Source organism: Streptomyces sp. NPDC107538, assembly GCF_055657445.1.
In genome coordinates, this window is sequence record NZ_JBVKAY010000007.1 from 91,254 (window position 1) to 110,854 (window position 19,601).

16 protein-coding genes are annotated in these 19,601 nt (G+C 71.1%); 6 read left to right on the plus strand and 10 right to left on the minus strand.

Going from position 1 to position 19,601, the window contains the following annotated elements:
- Positions 1 to 7: 7 nt before the first annotated feature.
- The 3 genes from katG to ACZ7MG_RS25150 form a co-directional block, all read right to left on the minus strand.
- The gene (gene katG / locus ACZ7MG_RS25140; protein WP_471380696.1) at positions 8 to 2,221 is read right to left on the minus strand and encodes a catalase/peroxidase HPI; all 2,214 of its coding nucleotides are present in this window, start codon (positions 2,219 to 2,221) and stop codon (positions 8 to 10) included.
- 31 nt (positions 2,222 to 2,252) lie between these two features.
- Entirely contained in the window at positions 2,253 to 2,696 is a 444-nt protein-coding gene (locus tag ACZ7MG_RS25145) for a Fur family transcriptional regulator (RefSeq protein ID WP_471380698.1), read from the minus strand.
- A gap of 85 nt (positions 2,697 to 2,781) precedes the next feature.
- Entirely contained in the window at positions 2,782 to 3,654 is an 873-nt protein-coding gene (locus tag ACZ7MG_RS25150) for an EamA family transporter (protein ID WP_471380700.1), read from the minus strand.
- Between the two features lie 172 nt (positions 3,655 to 3,826).
- Here ACZ7MG_RS25150 and ACZ7MG_RS25155 point away from each other — a divergent pair, with 172 nt between their 5' ends.
- Positions 3,827 to 4,582: a UdgX family uracil-DNA binding protein gene (locus ACZ7MG_RS25155; RefSeq protein WP_471380701.1), complete on the plus strand. Its 756-nt coding sequence runs from the start codon at positions 3,827 to 3,829 to the stop codon at positions 4,580 to 4,582.
- 45 nt (positions 4,583 to 4,627) lie between these two features.
- Here ACZ7MG_RS25155 and ACZ7MG_RS25160 read toward each other — a convergent pair whose 3' ends face one another.
- Positions 4,628 to 5,434 (minus strand): SAM-dependent methyltransferase, encoded by an 807-nt coding sequence (locus ACZ7MG_RS25160; protein WP_471380703.1) that lies wholly within the window; start codon positions 5,432 to 5,434, stop codon positions 4,628 to 4,630.
- 287 nt (positions 5,435 to 5,721) lie between these two features.
- Here ACZ7MG_RS25160 and ACZ7MG_RS25165 point away from each other — a divergent pair, with 287 nt between their 5' ends.
- A complete protein-coding gene (locus tag ACZ7MG_RS25165; RefSeq protein WP_471380704.1) occupies positions 5,722 to 6,678 on the plus strand; it encodes a GlxA family transcriptional regulator in 957 nt (318 codons plus the stop codon).
- 109 nt (positions 6,679 to 6,787) lie between these two features.
- Positions 6,788 to 7,786 (plus strand): type I glyceraldehyde-3-phosphate dehydrogenase, encoded by a 999-nt coding sequence (gene gap, locus ACZ7MG_RS25170; protein WP_471380706.1) that lies wholly within the window; start codon positions 6,788 to 6,790, stop codon positions 7,784 to 7,786.
- Between the two features lie 38 nt (positions 7,787 to 7,824).
- On the opposite strand, the gene ACZ7MG_RS25175 is transcribed toward gap, so the two are convergent.
- The 6 genes from ACZ7MG_RS25175 to rhaI form a co-directional block, all read right to left on the minus strand.
- The gene (locus tag ACZ7MG_RS25175; protein WP_471380708.1) at positions 7,825 to 8,487 is read right to left on the minus strand and encodes a LutC/YkgG family protein; all 663 of its coding nucleotides are present in this window, start codon (positions 8,485 to 8,487) and stop codon (positions 7,825 to 7,827) included.
- Entirely contained in the window at positions 8,484 to 9,995 is a 1,512-nt protein-coding gene (locus ACZ7MG_RS25180; protein WP_471380710.1) for a LutB/LldF family L-lactate oxidation iron-sulfur protein, read from the minus strand. The genes ACZ7MG_RS25175 and ACZ7MG_RS25180 overlap by 4 nt, the downstream gene beginning before the upstream one ends.
- Positions 9,992 to 10,747: a (Fe-S)-binding protein gene (locus ACZ7MG_RS25185; protein WP_471380712.1), complete on the minus strand. Its 756-nt coding sequence runs from the start codon at positions 10,745 to 10,747 to the stop codon at positions 9,992 to 9,994. The genes ACZ7MG_RS25180 and ACZ7MG_RS25185 overlap by 4 nt, the downstream gene beginning before the upstream one ends.
- Positions 10,748 to 10,835: 88 nt before the next feature.
- A complete protein-coding gene (locus ACZ7MG_RS25190; protein ID WP_471380714.1) occupies positions 10,836 to 12,314 on the minus strand; it encodes a rhamnulokinase in 1,479 nt (492 codons plus the stop codon).
- Positions 12,311 to 14,350, minus strand: a complete 2,040-nt coding sequence (locus ACZ7MG_RS25195; protein WP_471380715.1) for a bifunctional aldolase/short-chain dehydrogenase — start codon at positions 14,348 to 14,350, stop codon at positions 12,311 to 12,313. The genes ACZ7MG_RS25190 and ACZ7MG_RS25195 overlap by 4 nt, the downstream gene beginning before the upstream one ends.
- Positions 14,351 to 14,628: 278 nt before the next feature.
- Positions 14,629 to 15,789 (minus strand): L-rhamnose isomerase, encoded by a 1,161-nt coding sequence (gene rhaI, locus ACZ7MG_RS25200; RefSeq protein WP_471380717.1) that lies wholly within the window; start codon positions 15,787 to 15,789, stop codon positions 14,629 to 14,631.
- 257 nt (positions 15,790 to 16,046) lie between these two features.
- Between rhaI and ACZ7MG_RS25205 the strand changes: the two genes are divergently transcribed.
- The 3 genes from ACZ7MG_RS25205 to ACZ7MG_RS25215 are packed head-to-tail and all read left to right on the plus strand — an operon-like array spanning position 16,047 to position 19,568.
- Complete coding sequence (locus ACZ7MG_RS25205; protein ID WP_471380719.1) at positions 16,047 to 17,564, plus strand: sugar ABC transporter ATP-binding protein; 1,518 nt, start codon at positions 16,047 to 16,049, stop codon at positions 17,562 to 17,564.
- Positions 17,561 to 18,601, plus strand: a complete 1,041-nt coding sequence (locus tag ACZ7MG_RS25210; protein WP_471380721.1) for an ABC transporter permease — start codon at positions 17,561 to 17,563, stop codon at positions 18,599 to 18,601. The genes ACZ7MG_RS25205 and ACZ7MG_RS25210 overlap by 4 nt, the downstream gene beginning before the upstream one ends.
- Positions 18,594 to 19,568: an ABC transporter permease gene (locus ACZ7MG_RS25215; RefSeq protein WP_471380723.1), complete on the plus strand. Its 975-nt coding sequence runs from the start codon at positions 18,594 to 18,596 to the stop codon at positions 19,566 to 19,568. Before ACZ7MG_RS25210 ends, ACZ7MG_RS25215 begins: the two co-directional genes overlap by 8 nt.
- The last annotated feature ends 33 nt before the right edge of the window (positions 19,569 to 19,601 follow it).

The window sequence follows — 19,601 nt, forward strand, 5'->3', positions numbered from 1 at the left end:
GTGAGGATCAGACCAGGTCGAAGCGGTCCAGGTCGGAGACCTTGGCCCAGGCCGCGACGAAGTCCTTCACGAACTTCTCCTTGGCGTCGTCGCTCGCGTAGACCTCGGCGAGGGCGCGCAGCTCGGAGTTGGAGCCGAAGACGAGGTCGGCACGGGTGCCGGTCCACTTCAGCTCGCCCGTGGCGGCGTCACGGCCCTCGAACGTGGTCTGGTCCGAGGACGTCGACTTCCACTCCGTGCCCAGGTCGAGCAGGTTGACGAAGAAGTCGTTGGTGAGCTTGCCCGGGGTCTCGGTGAGGACGCCGTGCGTCGAGCCGCCCTGGTTGGCGCCGAGGACGCGCAGACCACCGACGAGGACGGTCAGCTCGGGGGCGCTCAGGGTGAGCAGGTTGGCGCGGTCGAGCAGCAGGTACTCGGCGGGGAGGCGGTTGCCCTTGCCGAGGTAGTTGCGGAAGCCGTCCGAGGTCGGCTCCAGCGCGGCGAAGGACTCCGGGTCGGTGTGCTCCTCGGTCGCGTCGACACGGCCCGCGGTGAAGGGGACCTCCACGTCGAAGCCGGCGTCCTTGGCGGCCTTCTCCACCGCGGCGGCACCGCCGAGGACGATCAGGTCGGCCAGGGAGACCTTCTTGGCGCCGGAGTTGAACTCCGACTGGACGCCCTCCAGGACCCGCAGGACCTGGGCGAGGTCGTCGGGGTTGTTGACCTCCCAGCCGCGCTGCGGCTCCAGGCGGATACGGGCGCCGTTGGCACCGCCGCGCTTGTCGCTGCCGCGGAAGGTGGACGCCGAGGCCCACGCGGTGGAGACCAGCTGCGAGACCGTGAGGCCCGAGTCGAGGAGCTTGGCCTTCAGGGCCGCCACGTCGGCGGCGTCGATGGTCTCGCCCTCCGCCTGCGGCAGCGGGTCCTGCCACAGCAGGGTCTCCGCCGGGACCTCCGGGCCGAGGTACAGGGACTTCGGGCCCAGGTCACGGTGGGTCAGCTTGTACCAGGCGCGGGCGAAGGCGTCCGCGAACTCGGCGGGGTTCTCGTGGAAGCGCTTGGAGATCGGACCGTAGATCGGGTCGAAGCGCAGCGAGAGGTCGGTGGTGAGCATCGTCGGCAGCTTCTTGGAGTCGCTGTGGGCGTCCGGGATGACCGCCTGGGCGTCCTTGGCCACCCACTGGTTGGCACCGGCGGGGCTCTGGGTCAGCTCCCACTCGTAGCCGAAGAGGATGTCGAAGAAGTCGTTGCTCCACTGGGTGGGCTTGGTGGTCCAGGTGACCTCCAGGCCGGAGGTGATGGCGTCACCGGCCTTGCCGCTGCCGTAGGTGGACTTCCAGCCCAGGCCCTGCTCCTCCATGGAGGCGGCCTCGGGGTCGTTGCCGACCGCGTCGGCCGGGCCGGCGCCGTGGGTCTTGCCGAAGGTGTGGCCACCGGCGATGAGGGCGACGGTCTCCTCGTCGTTCATCGCCATGCGGCGGAACGTCTCACGGATGTCGCGGGCCGCGGCGAGCGGGTCCGGGTTGCCGTTGGGGCCCTCGGGGTTGACGTAGATGAGGCCCATCTGGACGGCGCCGAGCGGGTTCTCCAGCTCGCGGTCGCCGGTGTAGCGCTGGTCGTCGAGCCAGGTGGTCTCGGGACCCCAGTACACGTCCTCGTCGGCCTCCCAGACGTCGGCGCGGCCGCCGCCGAAGCCGAAGGTCTCGAAGCCCATGGTCTCCAGCGCGACGTTGCCGGTGAGGATCATGAGGTCGGCCCAGGAGATGGACTGGCCGTACTTCTTCTTGACCGGCCACAGCAGACGGCGGGCCTTGTCCAGGTTGCCGTTGTCCGGCCAGCTGTTCAGCGGCGCGAAGCGCTGCTGACCGCGGCCGCCACCACCGCGGCCGTCGCTGATGCGGTACGTGCCGGCGCTGTGCCAGGCCATACGGATCATCAGCGGGCCGTAGTTGCCGAAGTCGGCCGGCCACCAGTCCTGCGAGTTGGTCAGTACCTCGGCGATGTCCTGTTTGACGGCCGCGAGGTCGAGGTTGCCGAACGCCTCGGCGTAGTCGAACTCCTCACCGAGGGGGTTCGCCACGACGGGGTCCTTGGCGAGGATCTTCAGGTTGAGCCGCTCCGGCCACCACTGGCGGTTGCCGCCGCCCTGGGTCGGGTGCGCGGCGCGCCCGTGAGCGACCGGGCAGCCTCCCGTCCCCTCGGGCTTCGCGTCTGTGACGATCGCGTCGTGGTTCTCGGTCATCGGGGGAGTCCTTCCGGAAAACGGGGGTGGATCACGGTGCTGAACTGCCGGCTGTGGAGCATGAGGGGCACAGGCCCCAGTAGATGACCTCGGCCTCGTCGATCGCGAAGCCGCGGTCGTCGGAGGCGGTCAGACACGGGGCGTGCCCGACCGCGCAGTCGACGTCGACCACGGCACCGCAGCTGCGGCACACGAGGTGATGGTGGTTGTCCCCGACACGCCCCTCGTACAGGGCGGGGCTGCCGGGTGGTTCGAGGCGGCGCACGAGCCCCGCGCCGGTGAGCGCGTTGAGTGCTTCGTACACGGCCTGGAGCGATATGTGGCCCACACGGTCGCGCACTCCGGTGGCGATCGCCTCGACGCCGAGGTGGTCCCCGTCCCGGACGGTCTCCAGGAGCGCCACGCGCGCGGCCGTCACCCGCAGGCCGGCACCGCGCAGCTCCTCGGCGGTGTTCGGAGGCTGGGATGCGGTCATGCCGACCAACCTACCCTCCTAAACACGAACAGTTCAAGAAAACGAACGATACAAGTTTGTGGTGTCACTGCCCGCGCCGATCAGATCAGCCCAAAGTGAGCAGCAGAATCGCGATCACGGCCCCGACGAGCCCGGCCGTCTGCCAGAAGTTCACCCGTTCGTGGAGCAGGGTCAGCCCGAGGACCGGGGGAACGGCCGGATACAGGGACGCCAGGACGACCACCACGGAGACCATCTGCCGTTGGGCCGCCCAGAGGTACAGAATCAGGGCGAGCGCGGCCCCCGCTCCGATCGCGGCGGCCTTCCCCCACGCCTCCGCCGGCTGCCGGAACCGCCCGGCCCGCCGCCACAGCGCGGGCAGCAGCAGGACGACTGCCGCCGCCCGGCCCGCGACCACCGGCCACACGCCGCTCTCCGCACCGGCCTGGGCCAGCCCCAGGTACTGCACCGCCACCCCCAGACTGGCGAGGAGACCGTCCCGCGTCGCCCCCTGCCGGAGCCCGGCGGATCCCGCCCCCGCCCCCGCCGGCCCCCCGGTCGGCGACGCCCCGCCCCCGCCCGACACGAGCCACAGGGCGGGCACCGTGGCGGCGATCCCCAGCCACGCCACCCCGGTGGGCCGGTCGCCGAGGAGGAGCACACCGCACAGCACCGACAGCGCCACCCCGGTGACCGCGCTGACCGGCACCACCACGGACATGCTGCCCCGGCTCAGCCCCCGGTTCAGATACGTCATCGCCGCCCCGCTCCCGACACCGGACAGCGCGCCCCACAGCAGGTCGGGGAGCCGTGCATCCGGCGCCGGCACCAGAAACGCCACCACGAGCGCCGCCAGCAGTCCGCCGACCTGGCCGAGGAGCGTGACCACGGCGAAGTGCACCCGGCGGGACAGCAGCCCACCGGCGAAGTCGACGATGCCGTACAGGGCTGCGGACGCGAGGGCGAGGAGGGCGGCCATTCGTCCATGGGTGCCCCGCGGGAGCGACATCATGGTGGATCCGGAGCGAAGGGGTACCCGGGGAGACAGCCCCGAGCAGCCCCGGTCTCCCCCTCCACCTCCACGACGGGGCGCTCGGCCCGGTCCCGCGCATCTCACACCTGCCGGGCTCCCGCCGAAGGAGGCGACCCGGATGAGTCCCACCGAGCACGCGAGTCAGACCCGGAACGCGCGTTCCACGCGGCGCGCGAGTTCCACGCAGAGCCCCGCCCAGGGCCCGCGGGCCTATGACGCCGAGCCGTATCTGCCGAGTCGTGGAGGGCTCCCGGCCCACCGTCGGGCCGCCGCCGACTGCCGGGGCTGCCCGTTGTACGAGGACGCCACTGGGACGGTCTTCGGCAAGGGGGACGAGTCCGCCCGGCTGCTGCTCGTCGGGGAGCAGCCGGGTGATCAGGAGGACAGGCAGGGCGAGCCCTTCGTCGGCCCCGCCGGGCGGCTGTTGCGGCGGGCCCTGGAGGAGGCCGGGATCGACATGGACGAGGCCTATGTGACCAACGCGGTCAAGCACTTCAAGTTCACCCGGCCCCCGGGCGGCGGCAAACGCCGTATCCACAAGGCGCCCGACCTCCGTGAGGTCGCCGCCTGCCGCCCCTGGCTCCTCGCCGAACTCCGCCTCGTCCGGCCCGAGATCGTGGTGGCCCTCGGCGCCACCGCCGGCAAGGCGCTGCTCGGCGGTTCCTTCCGGGTCACCAAGGACCGGGGTGCGCTGCTGACCCTGCCGGAGGACCGGTTGCCAGGGAGCCAGTCGTCGAAGGGCCCCTCGCCGTACGTCGTCGCGACCTTGCACCCCTCCGCCGTACTGCGCGCCGACGACCGCGACGCCGCGTACGCCGGACTGGTCTCGGACCTCCAGGTGGCCGCCGAAGCTTTGGCCAAGAGTGAGCCGTAGTCCCGCGAGCCCTCCACCGCCGCAGGCTCCAGCGCCACGCGCCCCCTACCGCTTGCGCGCCACCCCGCCGAAGCAGTCCACCTCGTCCTGCCCTTCACCGGTGCCGTCGGCGTCGCCCCGCTCGGGCCGCCACCGGGTCACGGAGACGAGGCCCGGCTCGAGAAGCTCCAACCCTTCGAAGAACCGGGCGAGTTGCCCGGGGGAGCGGTTGACGCGCGGGTTGTCGCTCGTCGCGTTCCAGTGCTCGACCATCGATCGCATCGCCTCCGGCCGGTACACCTCCGTACTGTCGGCGAGCACGAGACGGCTGCCGGAGGGCAGGGCGCCGAGCAGCCGGGCGACGACGGCGTACGCGCTCTCGTCGGGCAGGTGGGCGGTGATGCCGAGCAGCAGCAGGGCGACCGGGCGGCCGAGGTCCAGGGTCTCGGCGGCGCGGTCGAGGATCGTGTCCGGGGCGCGCAGATCGGCGGCGACGAACGCGGCGGCGCCCTCGGGGGTACTGGTGAGCAGGGCGGAGGCGTGGGCGAGGACGGTCGGGTCGTGGTCGACGTAGACGACCCGCGCCTCCCGGGCCGAGCGCTGCGCGACCTCGTGGGTGTGGTCCGCGGTGGGCAGCCCGGTGCCGATGTCGAGGAACTGGCGTAAGCCGGCCTCCTCGGTGAGATGGACGACCGCGCGCCGCAGGAACCGCCGCTGGGCACGGGCGATGTCGACGATCCGGGGGTTCACGGCACGGATCTCGTCACCGACCCGCCGGTCGATCTCGTAGCAGTCCTTGCCGCCGAGCCAGTAGTTCCAGATCCGGGCCGAGTGCGGGACGTCGCTGCCGACGACCGGACGGTCAAGCGGCATGCGGACCCCCGTGTTGACTGTTGCCGACTCCGACTCCGACTCCGACTCCTGCCCGCCGGCTCCCGCCGACTTCCGGAGCGGCCATCCAACCTAGCGAGACCACCACGCACATGACCGGTGGTCGGGCATCGGAACACCGGCCCACCGTCGAGATCCGGCCGACCGCACGGCGCCCGACCGCACCGCACGGCGCCCGACCGCACCGCACCGCCCCCGACCGCACCGCACCGCCCCCGACCCGTGGTGAGCCCGACGACCATGGTCCGGGCCCCGCGTAACCTCTTGCCGTGCCCGCCTCCCGTCTGCATCGCGTCGCCGTCCTCGTGCTCGACGGGGCGAAGCCGCTCGACGTCGGCATTCCCGCGCAGGTCTTCACGACGCGCGCGAGCATGCCGTACGAGGTGCGGGTCTGCGGGGCGACACCCGGCCTCGTGACCGGCGGCGACGGCCTCGCGTACCACGTCGCCCACGGCCTCGACGCGCTCGCGTGGGCCGACATCGTCTTCGTCCCCGGCTATCGGCACCCCGACCGCGACGACCCGCCGCAGGCCGTCGTCGACGCGCTGATCGCCGCCCACGAAAGGGGCGCGCGGCTCGCCGCCATCTCGACCGGCGCCTTCGCGCTCGCCGCGACGGGCCTGCTCGACGGCCGGCGCGCCACGACGCACTGGCACTACACGCGCGCCCTCGTCGCCAGGCACCCGCTCGTCCGGGTCGACGAGAACGTGCTGTTCGTCGACGAGGGCAGCGTGCTCACCTCGGCCGGCGCCGCCTCCGGCCTCGACCTGTGCCTGCACATCCTGCGCGGCGACCTCGGGGTGGCCGCGTCCAACCACGCGGCCCGGCGGCTGGTCGCCGCCCCCTACCGCAGCGGCGGCCAGGCCCAGTACGTGCCGCGCAGCGTTCCCGAGCCGCTCGGCGAACGGTTCGCCGACACCCGCGAGTGGGCGTTGCACCGGCTCGGCGAGCCCCTCACCCTCGACACCCTGGCCCGCCAGGCGGGGGTCTCGCCGCGCACGTTCTCCCGGCGCTTCGTCGAGGAGACCGGCTACACACCGATGCAGTGGGTGATGCGCGCCCGCATCGACCTGGCCCGCGAACTGCTCGAACGCTCGGAGCGCGGCGTCGAACAGATCGCCGCCGACGTCGGACTCGGCACCGGCGCCAACCTGCGCCTGCACTTCCAGCACATCCTCGGCACCACCCCGAGCGAGTACCGGCGCACCTTCACCAAGGGCGAGTGACCCACCTCACCCGATGTGGCGGGATCCTTTTGAACCATGGCGATCCCGCCACTGTCGGCGGCTCCGGGCGCGAGCGAGCCTGGTGGGGAGAAGGGAAGGGACCTCACTCATGACTCGCATCGCCATCAACGGATTCGGCCGCATCGGACGCAATGTGCTCCGCGCCCTGCTGGAGCGCGACAGCGCCCTGGAGATCGTCGCCGTCAACGACCTCACCGAGCCCGCCACGCTCGCCCGGCTGCTCGCCTACGACAGCACGTCCGGCCGGCTCGGGCGCCCGGTGACCGTCGACGGGGACGCCCTCGTCGTCGACGGCCACCGGATCAGGGTGACGGCCGAGCGCGAACCGGCGAACCTGCCGTGGGCCGAGCTGGGCGTCGACATTGTCCTGGAGGCCACCGGCCGCTTCACCTCGGCGAAGGCCGCCCGCGCCCACCTCGACGCGGGCGCGAAGAAGGTGCTGGTCAGCGCCCCCTCGGACGGCGCCGACATCACGCTCGCGTTCGGCGTCAACTCCGACACCTACGACGCGGACCTGCACACGATCGTCTCGAACGCCTCCTGCACGACCAACGCGCTCGCGCCGCTGGCCAAGGTCCTCGACGACCTCGCCGGTATCGAGCACGGCTTCATGACGACGGTGCACGCCTACACGCAGGAGCAGAACCTCCAGGACGGCCCGCACCGCGACCCCCGTCGCGCCCGCGCCGCCGGCGTCAACATCGTGCCCACCACGACCGGCGCCGCCAAGGCGATCGGCCTGGTCCTGCCGAACCTCGACGGCAAGCTGTCGGGCGACTCCATCCGCGTACCCGTGCCGGTCGGTTCGATCGTGGAGCTGAACACGACCGTCGCCCGCGACGTGACCCGCGACGAGGTGCTGGCGGCGTACCGCACCGCGGCGGAGGGCCCCCTCGCGGGCGTCCTGGAGTACTCGGAGGACCCGCTGGTCTCGTCCGACATCGTGGGCAACCCCGCCTCGTCGATCTTCGACTCGGCCCTGACCCGCGTCGACGGCCGCCACGTCAAGGTGGTCGCCTGGTACGACAACGAGTGGGGCTTCTCCAACCGTGTCATCGACACCCTGGAGCTCCTCGCCACCGGCTGACCGGCCTGGGCCAGGCATGGGCCCGGCCCAGGCCAGGCCTAGGGGGTGCCCGTCACCAGCACGACCTCCAGCGTGCGTGGGCCGTGCACCCCCTCCACCCGGTCCAGTTCGATGTCGCTGGTGGCCGACGGGCCGGAGATCCAGGTCAACGGGCGTACCGGGTCGAGGAGTTCGAGGGACTGAGGGACCGACGACACGACCTGGTCCGGGACACGGACGACACAGATGTGGTGGTCGGGCACCAGGGTGATCCGGCGGCGGCCCTGGTCGGGGGAGCCGTCGAGGACGATGGTGCCGGTCTCGGCGATGGCGAGGGCGCAGGCGGTGACCACGCTGTCGACGCCGTCCAGTTCGTGCGCGGTGGTCTCGCCACGGTCCGGCACCCGCGTCACGTCCGTCGCCGCCAGCCACTCCTCCCGCAGCCCCGACGGCACCACCACCGACGTCGAGCCGTGCTCGCGCAGCAACCCGGCGACGACCTCGGCGAGGCCGCCCTCGTCCGTGCGGTGCACGAGCGCCCGGTAGTCCGCCAGGTTCTCCGCCAGCAGCTCCACCGTCTCCGCGACACTCCGGTCACCGTGCTCCCGCAGATAGCCGCGCGGAACGGCCTGCTCGTACGGCATGTCGTCGTGCCCTGAGTCGGCCCGTACGTCGGCGAGGGCGCGCCGCACCCGGCCCAGGATCAGATCCCTGCTGCTCACTTCACGTCCTCCTTGCCGCCGTTGCCGCCGTTGCCGCCGTTGACGCGCCCGCCGTCGGTCCGCTGCCACCAGTCCCGGAACGGCTCGGCCGGCAGCGCCGGGATGTCCCGGCTGGCACTCCACGCCTTGCCGGGGCCCGGCAGCGTACGGGGGTGGAAGCGGCGGGTGCGGGACGCGAGCCGCTGTCCGGTGCGCAGCGCGCCGGGGTGGCTGAACGCCCAGCGGGCCGCCCGCATCGCCGCACGCTCGGCGGCGTGCCCCTTCGCGGGCTTGAGGACGACCTTGTTGCCGTCTTCCGTCACCGGCCCGCCCTGCACGACCCGCTCCCGCAGATGCACCAGCACCTCGGGGATGTCGATCGCGACCGGGCACACCTCGTAGCAGGCGCCGCACAGCGAGGACGCGTACGGCAGTGAGGCGTCGATCTCGCTTGCCGTGCCCCGGAGTTGGGGGCTGAGGATGGCGCCGATCGGGCCCGGATAGACCGAGCCGTACGCGTGGCCGCCCGCCCGCTCGTACACCGGGCAGACGTTGAGACAGGCCGAGCAGCGGATGCAGCGCAGGGCCTGCCGGCCGACCTCGTCGGCGAGGGTGTCGGTGCGGCCGTTGTCGATGAGGACCAGATGGAAGGTCTGGGGGCCGTCCTCGTCCGTCGTGCCCGTCCAGGTGGAGGTGTACGGGTTCATCCGCTCGGCGGTGGAGGAGCGGGGGAGGGTCTGCAGGAACACCTCCAGGTCCTGCCAGGTGGGCACGATCTTCTCGATGCCGACGACCGAGATCAGGGTCTCGGGGAGGGTGAGGCACATCCGGCCGTTGCCCTCGGACTCGACGACCACCAGCGTGCCGGTGTCGGCGACCATGAAGTTGGCGCCGGAGATCCCGACCTTGGCGCGCAGGAACTTCTCCCGCAGATGCAGCCGCGCGGCCTCCGCCAGCTCGGCGGGCGTGTCGGTCAGACCCTCCGGTGCCGGACGGCCCCACTCGCTCATCTCCCGCGCGAAGATGTCCCGGATCTCGCCCCGGTTGCGGTGGATCGCCGGGACCAGGATGTGCGAGGGCCGGTCCTTGCCCAACTGCACGATGAGTTCGGCGAGATCGGTCTCGTAGGCGTGGATGCCCTCGGCCTCCAGCGCCTCGTTCAGCCCGATCTCCTGCGTGGCCATCGACTTGACCTTGACGACCTCGCTCTCCCCGGTCGCCTTCACGAGATACGTGACGATCCGGTTGGCCTCGTCGGCGTCGGCCGCCCAGTGCACCGTGCCGCCGGCCGCCGTGACCGACTCCTCCAACTGGACCAGATACCGGTCGAGATGACGGAGCGTGTGGTCCTTGATGTCCTTGCCCGCCTGGCGCAGCGCGGCCCAGTCGGACACCTCCGCGACCGCGGTCGCGCGTTTGGCGCGGATCGTGTGGGTGGCGTGCCGCAGATTGCCCCGCAGGGTCCGGTCCCCCACGGCCTCCCGCGCCGCCTTCGGAAACGCCGGCATACCGAGATACGTCCCGCTCATACCAGCGGCTCCTCTTCCGTGCTCGCCAGGATCTCCGCGATGTGCACCGGCCGCAGGGCCGTCCGCAGCCGGGTCATGGTGCCTCCGAGGTGCATCAGACACGAGTTGTCGGCCGCGCACAGCACCTCGGCGCCCGTCGACTCGGCGTTGCGCACCTTGTCCAGGCCCATGGCCGCCGAGACATCGGAGTTCTTCACGGCGAACGTGCCACCGAAGCCACAGCACTCGTCGGCCCCCGGCAGCTCCACCAACTCCAGCCCCTTCACGGCCTGCAGCAGCCTGCGCGGCCGTTCCCCGAGCCCCAGACTGCGCAGTCCGTGACAGGTCGGGTGGTAGGTCACCTTGTGCGGGTAGCACGCGCCGACGTCCGTCACGCCCAACACGTCCACCAGGAACTCGGTCAGCTCGTACGTCTTCGGCACGACCGGCGCCAGTGTCCGCGCCAGCCCGTCCCCGCGCCCCTCCGCCCGCGCCCGCTCGCCCATCCGCGGATACAGCTCCCGCACCATCGCCCCGCACGAGCCGGACGGCGTCACGATCGCCTCGTACTCCCGGAATACATCGGAGAACTGCCGGGCCAGCGGCTCGGCCTCCCGACGGTACCCGGTGTTGTAGTGCGCCTGTCCGCAGCAGGTCTGCCCCATCGGGAAGTCGACGTCGACGCCCAGCCTGGTCAGCAGTTTCACCACGGCGCGGCCGGTGTCCGGATAGAGCGTGTCGTTGACACAGGTCAGGAACAGGGCGACACGCATCGCGGCTCCTTGAGGGTCGATCATCGGATGAGTGCAGAGTACGACGCGCGTACGCGGAGGGCGAGAGGCCCTCCGCGTACGGTTCCGCTCACCGTGCGGTGAGCCGGGCCTCCGCCGCGCGCCAGGCCGCCGGATCGCCCTGCGGCTCGTACCGCACCAGCGGCTGGGTGCGGGCGAGGAGGTGCCGCATCGAGGCCCGGTCGTCGACCAGGCCGTGGGTACGGGCCTGGACGAGGACATTGCCCAGGGCCGCCGCCTCCGCCGGCCCCGCCACCACCGGCAGCCCGCAGGCGTCGGCGGTGAGCTGGCAGAGCAGCGCGTTACGGGTGCCGCCCCCCACGATGTGGACGACGTCGACCGGGTGGTCGGCCAGCGCCTGGGCCTCGGCGACGGCCCGCCGGTGGGCGAGGGCCAGCGAGTCGAGGATGCACCGGGTGACCTCGGCGGGCGACTCCGGCACGGGCTGCCCCGACTCCCGGCACGCCTCCGCGATCCGCTCGGACATCCGGCCGGGCGCGAGGAACGCCGAGTCCCCGGCGTCCACCACCGACCGCAGCGCGGGCACACCCGCCGCGCCCCGCAGCAGCTCGCCGAGATCCGGGTCCCCCCACTCCCGTACGCACTCCTGGAGCAGCCACAGCCCCATGATGTTCCGGAGGTAGCGGACCGTGCCGTCGAGCCCCAGCTCATTGGTGAAGTTGGCCGCCCGGCTCGCCTCGGTCAGCACCGGAGCGTCCAGCTCCAGGCCGGCCAGCGACCAGGTGCCGGTGCAGATGTAGGCGAACCGCTCCCCGGTGGCCGGGACGGCCGCGACCGCCGAGGCCGTGTCGTGCGACCCGACCGTGGTCACCGGAACAGGACCGGTCAACCCCGTCCCCTCCAGCACCTCGGGGCGCAGCAGCCCGGCCGGATCCCCGGGCTGCCGCAGCGGCGCGAACAGACCGAGATCGATGCCCAGCCGGTCCGCCACGTCCCGCGACCAGTCACGCGTCCGGGGATCGATCAGCTGAGTCGTCGAGGCATTGGTCAGCTCGGTGCCCTGCTCCCCGGTCAGCCAGTACGCCAGCAGATCGGGAATCAGCAACAACCGCTCTGCGTAAGCCAGTTGAGCGGACGACCGGGCGGCCACCAGCTGATAGAGCGTGTTGAAGGGCGCGTACTGCAACCCGGTCGCCGCGTACAGCTCGGCGGCGGGCACGGTGGCCCACACCTTCTCCGCGACCCCCTCGGTACGGGCGTCCCGGTAGTGCACCGGATTGCCCAGCAGGGCCCCGTCCGCGTCCAGCAGCCCGTAGTCGACGGCCCAGCTGTCGATCCCGACGGAGTCGACCCGCCCACCACCGAGGGCACCGGCCGCCTTCAGCCCGTCGAGCACCCCCGCGTACAGCGACAGCACATCCCAGCGCAGCCCCTCGGGCGTCCGCACCGGCCGGTTCGGGAACCGGTGGGCCTCCACCAGCTCCAGCGAGTCCCGCCCCGCGCGGCCGACCATGACCCGCCCACTGGACGCGCCGAGGTCGACCGCCGCGTACGACTTCACGGACCCGTCCGTCCCAGGCGCGCTCATCGCAGGAAGGCGGCGGCCACGCCGGCGTCGACCGGGACGTGCAGCCCGGTGGTGTGGGTCAGCTCGCCGCCGGTCAGCGCGAACACCGCGTTCGCCACGTGCTCCGGCAGCACCTCGCGCTTGAGGATGGTCCGCTGGGCGTAGAACTCGCCGAGCTTCTCCTCCTCGATCCCGTAGGTCGCCGCGCGCTGGGCACCCCAGCCGGCCGCGAAGATCCCCGAACCACGCACCACACCATCGGGGTTGACCCCGTTGACGCGGATCCCGTGCTCACCCAGCTCGGCGGCGAGCAGCCGCACCTGGTGCGCCTGGTCGGCCTTGGTGGCGGAGTAGGCGATGTTGTTGGGCCCGGCGAACACGGCGTTCTTCGAGGCGATGTAGACGATGTCGCCGCCCAGCCCCTGCGCAATCATCACGCGGGCCGCCTCACGCGACACCAGGAACGACCCGCGGGCCATGATGTCGTGCTGCAGGTCCCAGTCCTTCGAGGACGTCTCCAGCAGCGGCTTGGAGATCGAGATACCCGCGTTGTTGACGACGAGATCGACCCCGCCGAAGGCCAGCGCGGCGGCCTTGAACGCCTCCTGGATCTGCCCCTCGTCCGTCACGTCGACGGTCACGGCGACGGCCTTGTCGGCCCCGCCCAGCTCCTCGGCGACGGCGGCGGCGTTGTCGGCGTTCAGATCGGCGACGACGACACAGGCACCCTCGGCCACGAGCCGGTGGGCGATCGCCTTGCCGATGCCGCTGCCCGCACCCGTGACGAGCGCGACCCGGGTCGCCAGCGGCTTCGGCTTCGGCATCCGCTGAAGCTTGGCCTCCTCCAGCGCCCAGTACTCGATGCGGAACTTCTCCGACTCCTCGATCGGCGCGTACGTCGACACCGCCTCGGCGCCCCGCATCACGTTGATCGCGTTGACATAGAACTCGCCGGCCACCCGCGCGGTCTGCTTGTCCTTGCCGAAGCTGAACATGCCCACGCCCGGGATCAGCACGATCGCCGGGTCGGCGCCGCGCATCGCGGGGGAGTCGGGCTCGGCGTGCCGCCGGTAGTAGGCGGCGTACTCCTCCCGGTACTCGGCGTGCAGCTCCTTGAGCCGTGCGATCGCCGCGTCGAGATCGGCGGTGGGCGGAAGGTCGAGCACGAGCGGCCGGACCTTGGTCCGCAGGAAGTGATCCGGGCACGAGGTACCCAGTGCTGCCAGCCGCGGGTGCTCGGCACTCGACAGGAAGTCGAGGACGGCCTCGGAGTCGGTGAAGTGCCCGACCTGAGGCTTGTCCTGCGAGGCGATGGCCCGGATGTGCGGGGCGAGGGCGGCGGCCCGCTCGCGACGCGCGGCGGCTTCGAGGGCTTGGTACCCCTCGACGACGGGCCCGAACGGCTCGGCCTTCCCCTTCTCCTCCAGGAACCGCTCGGCGGTCCGGATGATGTGCAGCGAGTTCTTCTCGCACTCCTCGGCGGTCTCGCCCCAGGCGGTGATCCCGTGCCCCCCGAGCACACAGCCGATTGCCCCCGGGTTCTCCCGCTTCACGGCCGCGATGTCCAGCCCCAGCTGGAAGCCGGGCCGCCGCCACGGGACCCACACCACGCTGTCCCCGAAACACTCGGCGGTCAGCTTCTCCCCGTCGGCGGCGCAGGCGAGCGCGATCCCGGAGTCGGGGTGGAGGTGGTCGACGTGGGCGGCGTCCACGAGCCCGTGCATGGCGGTGTCGATGGACGGCGCGGCCCCGCCCTTGCCGTGCAGGCAGTAGTCGAACGCGGCCACCATCTCGTCCTCGCGCTCCACCCCCGGATACACCTCGACCAGCGCCCGCATCCGGTCCAGCCGCAGCACGGCGAGCCCCGCCTCGGTCAAGGTGCCCAGGTCGCCCCCGGACCCCTTCACCCACATCAGCTCCACGTCACCCCCGGTGACGGGATCGGTGTCGGTCCCCTTCGCCGACGCGTTCCCCCCGGCGTAGTTCGTGTTCCGCGGATCAGCACCGAGCCGACGAGAACGAGCGATCAGAGCAGCGGCTTCGGGATGGGTTGCCATGTGCGATCAATCCTTACGGTGAGATGAGTACGGGGTACGGGGTTCAGCTCGGGGGGTCGGGGGTGCGTCGCCGGGTGCGGGTGAGTGGGGCTTCTCGCGCAGTTCCCCGCGCCCCTTAAGAGCCTCCGGCCCTTTCGGGCCGAAAAAGCACGGGGCGCAGCCCCTGCTTTTTCAGGGGCGCGGGGAACTGCGCGACCAGCCACGAACCGGCCCGCAGCCCGCATCCGGCAGAACGTGGCAGACGAGGTACGGCAATCGGCGTCAGCCGAGCACAGCGGTCACGCCCCCCAACCCGCCTGCTCCCCACCGACCCGCTCCTCCACGATCTTCGACGCCCACCCGGACCGCCGGTACGCCCCGAGCGGATCGGGGTCCAACCCCATCTCCTCCCGCACCTCACGAAGCAACGGCCGCACATCCGTGTTGTACGCGTCCATCACGACCGCGTTGGCCTCCAGCACATCCCCGGCCTGCTGAGCGGAGCGCAGCGCCCCCCGGTCGACGAGCAGCGCCTTCGCCGTAGCCTCCTGCACATTCATCACCGACCGGATGATCGCGGGGATCTTCGCCTCGATGTTGTGGCACTGGTCGAGCATGAACGCGACCTCGGGAGTGAACCCACCCCCACGCACGACCTCGTACATGATCCGGAACAGCTGGAACGGGTCGGCCGCCCCCACCATCAGGTCGTCGTCCGCGTAGAACCGCGAGTTGAAGTCGAACGCGCCGAGTCTCCCCTCCCGCAGCAGCGTCGCCACGATGAACTCGATGTTGGTGCCCGGCGCGTGATGCCCGGTGTCGACCACGACCTGTGCCTTCGGCCCGAGCTTCAGGCAGTGCGCGTAGGCGGTCCCCCAGTCGGGGACGTCCGTCGAGTAGAACGCCGGCTCGAAGAACTTGTACTCCAGCAGCATCCGCTGGTCGTCCCCGAGCCGCGCGTACACCTCGGCGAGGCCCTCGGCCAGCCGGTCCTGCCGCTCACGGATGTCGTCCTGGCCGGGATAGTTCGTACCGTCCGCGAACCACAGCTTCAGATCGCGCGATCCGGTCGCGTCCATGATGTCGACGCACTCCAACAAGTGGTCGACGGCCTTGCGGCGGATCGCGGCGTCCGGGTGGCAGACGCTGCCCAGCTTGTAGTCGTCGTCCTGGAAGGTGTTGGAGTTGATGGTGCCCAGCTTCACGCCGCGCTCCTGCGCGTGCTTGGCCAGCGCCGCGTAGTCCTCGACCTTGTCCCAGGGGATGTGCAGCGCCACGGTCGGGGCCACGCCGGTGAACTCGTGGACCTTCCCGGCGTCGTCCAGCTTCTCCCAGGGATCACGCGGGACACCCTGTTGGGCGAACACCTTGAAACGGGTTCCGGAGTTCCCGTACGCCCACGACGGCGTCTCGACGGCCTGGGTCTTGAGGGCGGCCTTCACCGCGGCGAGCTCGGTCACGTCAGGGCTCCTACCGGCTTCGATGTCTGAAACGATTCAGTACCGGAAACTATGAGTGGCACGCCGGACTGTCAAGCCCTGTGTTCCATACCGTTCTCCGTGACCCGGTTGTGACCACTTCTATCGAAAGAATTTCGACCGGAACCCATTGACGTGACATGCGACTGGTGCCTAACGTCCCGGCAACCTAGTTGAAACCTTTCACGACGCACTGAGGCAGCTCTCCGCTCGCCACCGGCCGTCGTCGAGGAGCCCCCATGACCCACCCGTCCGACACGGGTCCGGCCCCCGTTCTCGCGCTGAAGGGCGTCTCCAAGTCCTTCGGCGCCGTACGCGCCCTGCGGGACGTGTCCCTCGAACTGTTCCCGGGCGAGGTGCACGCACTCGCCGGGGAGAACGGCGCGGGCAAGTCGACCCTGATCAAGAGCCTCGCCGGAGTGCACCGACCGGACTCCGGTCAGGTGCTCCTCGACGGCGAGCCCACGGTCTTCCACGGCCCGGCCGACGCCCGGGACGCGGGCATCGCCGTGATCTACCAGGAGCCCACTCTCTTCCCCGACCTTTCGATCGCCGAGAACATCTTCATGGGCCGCCAGCCACGGCGCGCCCTCGGCCGGATCGACCACAAGGCCACCCACGCGGCCACCCTCGCGCTGATGCAGCGGCTCGGTGTCGAACTCGACCCCGACCGCCCCGCGCGCGGCCTGTCCATCGCCGACCAGCAGATCGTCGAGATCGCCAAGGCGCTCTCCTTCGACGCCCGCGTCCTGATCATGGACGAGCCGACGGCGGCCCTCACCGGCAGCGAGGTGGCCCGGCTCTTCGGTGTCGTCCGCACCCTGCGCGAGCAGGGCTCCGCCGTCCTCTTCATCTCCCACCGGCTGGAGGAGATCTTCCAGATCTGCCAGCGGGTCACCACCCTCCGCGACGGCGCCTGGATCTCCAGCGAACCCGTCGAGGGCATGACCGAGGACGACCTGGTCCGCCGCATGGTCGGCCGCGACCTGGACGAGCTGTACCCGAAGCAGGACGTCGAGGCCGGCGAGGTCGCGCTCAGCGTGCGCCGGCTGACCCGCGAGGGCGTCTTCACCGATGTCTCCTTCGACGTCCGCCGCGGCGAGATCGTCGGCCTGGCCGGCCTCGTCGGCGCCGGCCGCACCGAAGTCGCACGGGCCGTCTTCGGCATCGACCGCTGGGACGCGGGCGAGGTCGACCTCGACGGCCACGCGCTCACCAACGGCGCCCCGTCCGTCGCCATGGCCGCCGGGCTCGCCCTGGTCCCCGAGGACCGCCGCGCCCAGGGCCTGGTGATGGACATGTCCATCGAGCGGAACATCGGCCTCACCGGACTCCGTACGACCGTCAAGGGCGGCCTCGTCGACCGCGGCGCCGAACGCAGCCGCTCCCTCGACTGGGCCGTCAAGCTCCAGGTCAAGTACGCCCGGATCGCCGACACCGTCAACACCCTGTCCGGCGGCAACCAGCAGAAGGTCGTCCTCGCCAAGTGGCTGGCCACCGGCCCCAAGGTGCTGATCGTCGACGAACCCACCCGGGGCATCGACGTCGGTACGAAGGCCGAGGTGCACCGTCTGCTCAGCCAGTTGGCCGCCGACGGCGTGGCCGTGCTGATGATCTCCTCCGACCTGCCCGAGATCCTCGGTATGGCCGACCGCGTGCTCGTGATGCACGAGGGCCGGCTCACCGCCGAGATCCCTCGCTCCGAAGCCACCGAGGAATCCGTGATGGCCGCAGCCACCGGGAGGGCCGCCGCATGACGGTGACCACCCCTCAGAACACCCCCGTGACCGAGGTGCCCAAGTCCAGCGGCACCCGGCTCGTGGACCGCGTCTTCAAGATGCGCGAACTCGCCATCCTGGTCGTCTTCCTGGTGATGATCGTCGTCACCCAGCTCGGCAACAGCGAGTTCCTCACCGAACAGGGCATCAAGGACCTCCTGCTCAACGCGACGATCCTGGTGCTGGTCGCCGTCGGCCAGTCCCTGGTCGTCATCACCCGCAACGTCGACCTGTCGGTCGGCTCCACCCTCGGCATCAGCGCCTTCGCCGCCGGTACGTATCTCCAGGGCGGCGGCAACGCGGTCGTGGCCGTGTTCCTGGCGATCCTGATGGGCATCGGCTTCGGCCTGCTGAACGGACTGCTCGTCAGCCTCGGCCAGGTGCCCGCCCTCGTCGTCACCCTCGGCACCCTGTACATCATCCGGGGCATCGACTCGATCTGGGTCGGCTCCCGCCAGATCACCGCCTCCGCCCTCCCCGACGGCTTCGTCGACTTCGGCTCCGGCGGCATCTCCGCGGTGCCCTACCTGGCGCTGATCGCGGTGGTGGTGCTGGTGGCGACGGCGTACTACATGAAGCACTTCGGCAGCGGCCGTGAGCTGTACGCCCTCGGTTCCAACCCGGAGGCCGCCCGGCTCGCCGGTATCCCGGTCCGCAAGCGGATCCTGGTCGCCTACACCTTCTGCGGCGCCCTCGCCGGCCTCGCCGGAGCGCTGTACCTGGCCCGCTTCGGCAACGTCGACTCCAGCACCGGCAACGGCTACGAACTCACCGTCGTCAGCGCGGTCGTCGTCGGCGGTGTCGTCTTCACCGGCGGCTCCGGCAGCGTCTACGGCGCGGCGCTCGGCGCGCTGCTGCTGACCTCCATCAACAGCGTGCTGCCCGCCCTCGGCGTCAGCTCGGTGTGGGTGCTGGCCATCAACGGCATCCTGCTCATCCTCGCCATCGCCGTGGACCGTGTGGTCGCGCTGCGGGTGGCGGCAGCCCTGAAGAAGAGGAACGCCCGCCATGGCTGACTCCACGTTCTCGCGCGCGGTCCGCTGGGACACCGTGGTCGGCGCCACCCTGATCGTCGTGCTCCTGCTGTCCTTCACCACCGTGGACGGCTTCGGCAACGCGCTCAACCTGTCCTTCCTCATCGGCAACACCCTGCCGATCGCGCTGGTCGCCCTCCCGATGACCCTCCTCGTGGTCTCCGGCGAGATCGACCTGTCCGTCGCCTCCACCGCCGGTCTGTCCGGCGCGGTGATGGGCGCCCTGTGGAACCAGGGCATGACCATCGAGGTGATCATCCCGATCTGTCTGGCCCTCGGTGTGGTCTGCGGACTGATCAACGGCCTGCTGGTCACCCGGCTCGGCCTGTCCTCCCTCGCCGTCACCATCGGTACGCTCGCCGCCTACCGGGGCATCGCACAGATCGTGCTCGGCTCCGACGCGGTGACCGACTTCCCCACGCAGTACCTGGACTTCGCGGCCGGCCGGATCGGCGACAGCTTCGTCCCGCAGGCCTTCATCCCCTTCCTGGTGCTGCTGGTGATCGCCGTGATCGCCCTGCACGCCACCCCGTTCGGGCGCTCGCTGTTCGCGATCGGCGCCAGTGAGGAGGCCGCCCGCTTCACCGGGATCCGCGTCAAGCGGCAGAAGCTGATCCTGTTCACGGTGACCGGCCTCATGGCCTCCCTCACCGGCGTCTTCTGGGCGCTGCACTACGCCAGCGCCCGTTACGACAACGCCACCGGCCTCGAACTCTCCGTCATCGCGGCGGTGTTGCTCGGCGGCATCGACTTCGACGGCGGCAAGGGGACGCTCGGCGGTGCGATCGCCGGGGTGTTCCTGCTGGGTGCTCTGCAGAACGTGATGAGTCTGCAGGACGTCTCGGCACAGTCGCAGATCGTCGTCACCGGCGTCCTGCTCGTCCTCTCCGTGCTCGGGCCGCGGGTGGCACGCCAACTCGCCGTCGCACGTGCCCAATCAACCGGCTGACGTCAGCACTTCTCCCTTCCCTGAAAAACCTCT

Excerpts from the sequence above, each read along its gene's own strand:
- ACZ7MG_RS25205 (WP_471380719.1), top strand. The coding sequence starts at position 16,047 with ATGACCCACCCGTCCGACACGGGTCCGGCCCCCGTTCTCGCGCTGAAG.
- ACZ7MG_RS25155 (WP_471380701.1), top strand. The coding sequence starts at position 3,827 with ATGAGTCCCACCGAGCACGCGAGTCAGACCCGGAACGCGCGTTCCACG.
- ACZ7MG_RS25180 (WP_471380710.1), bottom strand. The coding sequence starts at position 9,995 with ATGAGCGGGACGTATCTCGGTATGCCGGCGTTTCCGAAGGCGGCGCGG.
- ACZ7MG_RS25145 (WP_471380698.1), bottom strand. The coding sequence starts at position 2,696 with ATGACCGCATCCCAGCCTCCGAACACCGCCGAGGAGCTGCGCGGTGCC.
- ACZ7MG_RS25190 (WP_471380714.1), bottom strand. The coding sequence starts at position 12,314 with ATGAGCGCGCCTGGGACGGACGGGTCCGTGAAGTCGTACGCGGCGGTC.
- ACZ7MG_RS25150 (WP_471380700.1), bottom strand. The coding sequence starts at position 3,654 with ATGGCCGCCCTCCTCGCCCTCGCGTCCGCAGCCCTGTACGGCATCGTC.
- gap (WP_471380706.1), top strand. The coding sequence starts at position 6,788 with ATGACTCGCATCGCCATCAACGGATTCGGCCGCATCGGACGCAATGTG.
- ACZ7MG_RS25185 (WP_471380712.1), bottom strand. The coding sequence starts at position 10,747 with ATGCGTGTCGCCCTGTTCCTGACCTGTGTCAACGACACGCTCTATCCG.
- ACZ7MG_RS25160 (WP_471380703.1), bottom strand. The coding sequence starts at position 5,434 with ATGCCGCTTGACCGTCCGGTCGTCGGCAGCGACGTCCCGCACTCGGCC.
- katG (WP_471380696.1), bottom strand. The coding sequence starts at position 2,221 with ATGACCGAGAACCACGACGCGATCGTCACAGACGCGAAGCCCGAGGGG.
- ACZ7MG_RS25210 (WP_471380721.1), top strand. The coding sequence starts at position 17,561 with ATGACGGTGACCACCCCTCAGAACACCCCCGTGACCGAGGTGCCCAAG.
- ACZ7MG_RS25195 (WP_471380715.1), bottom strand. The coding sequence starts at position 14,350 with ATGGCAACCCATCCCGAAGCCGCTGCTCTGATCGCTCGTTCTCGTCGG.
- ACZ7MG_RS25215 (WP_471380723.1), top strand. The coding sequence starts at position 18,594 with ATGGCTGACTCCACGTTCTCGCGCGCGGTCCGCTGGGACACCGTGGTC.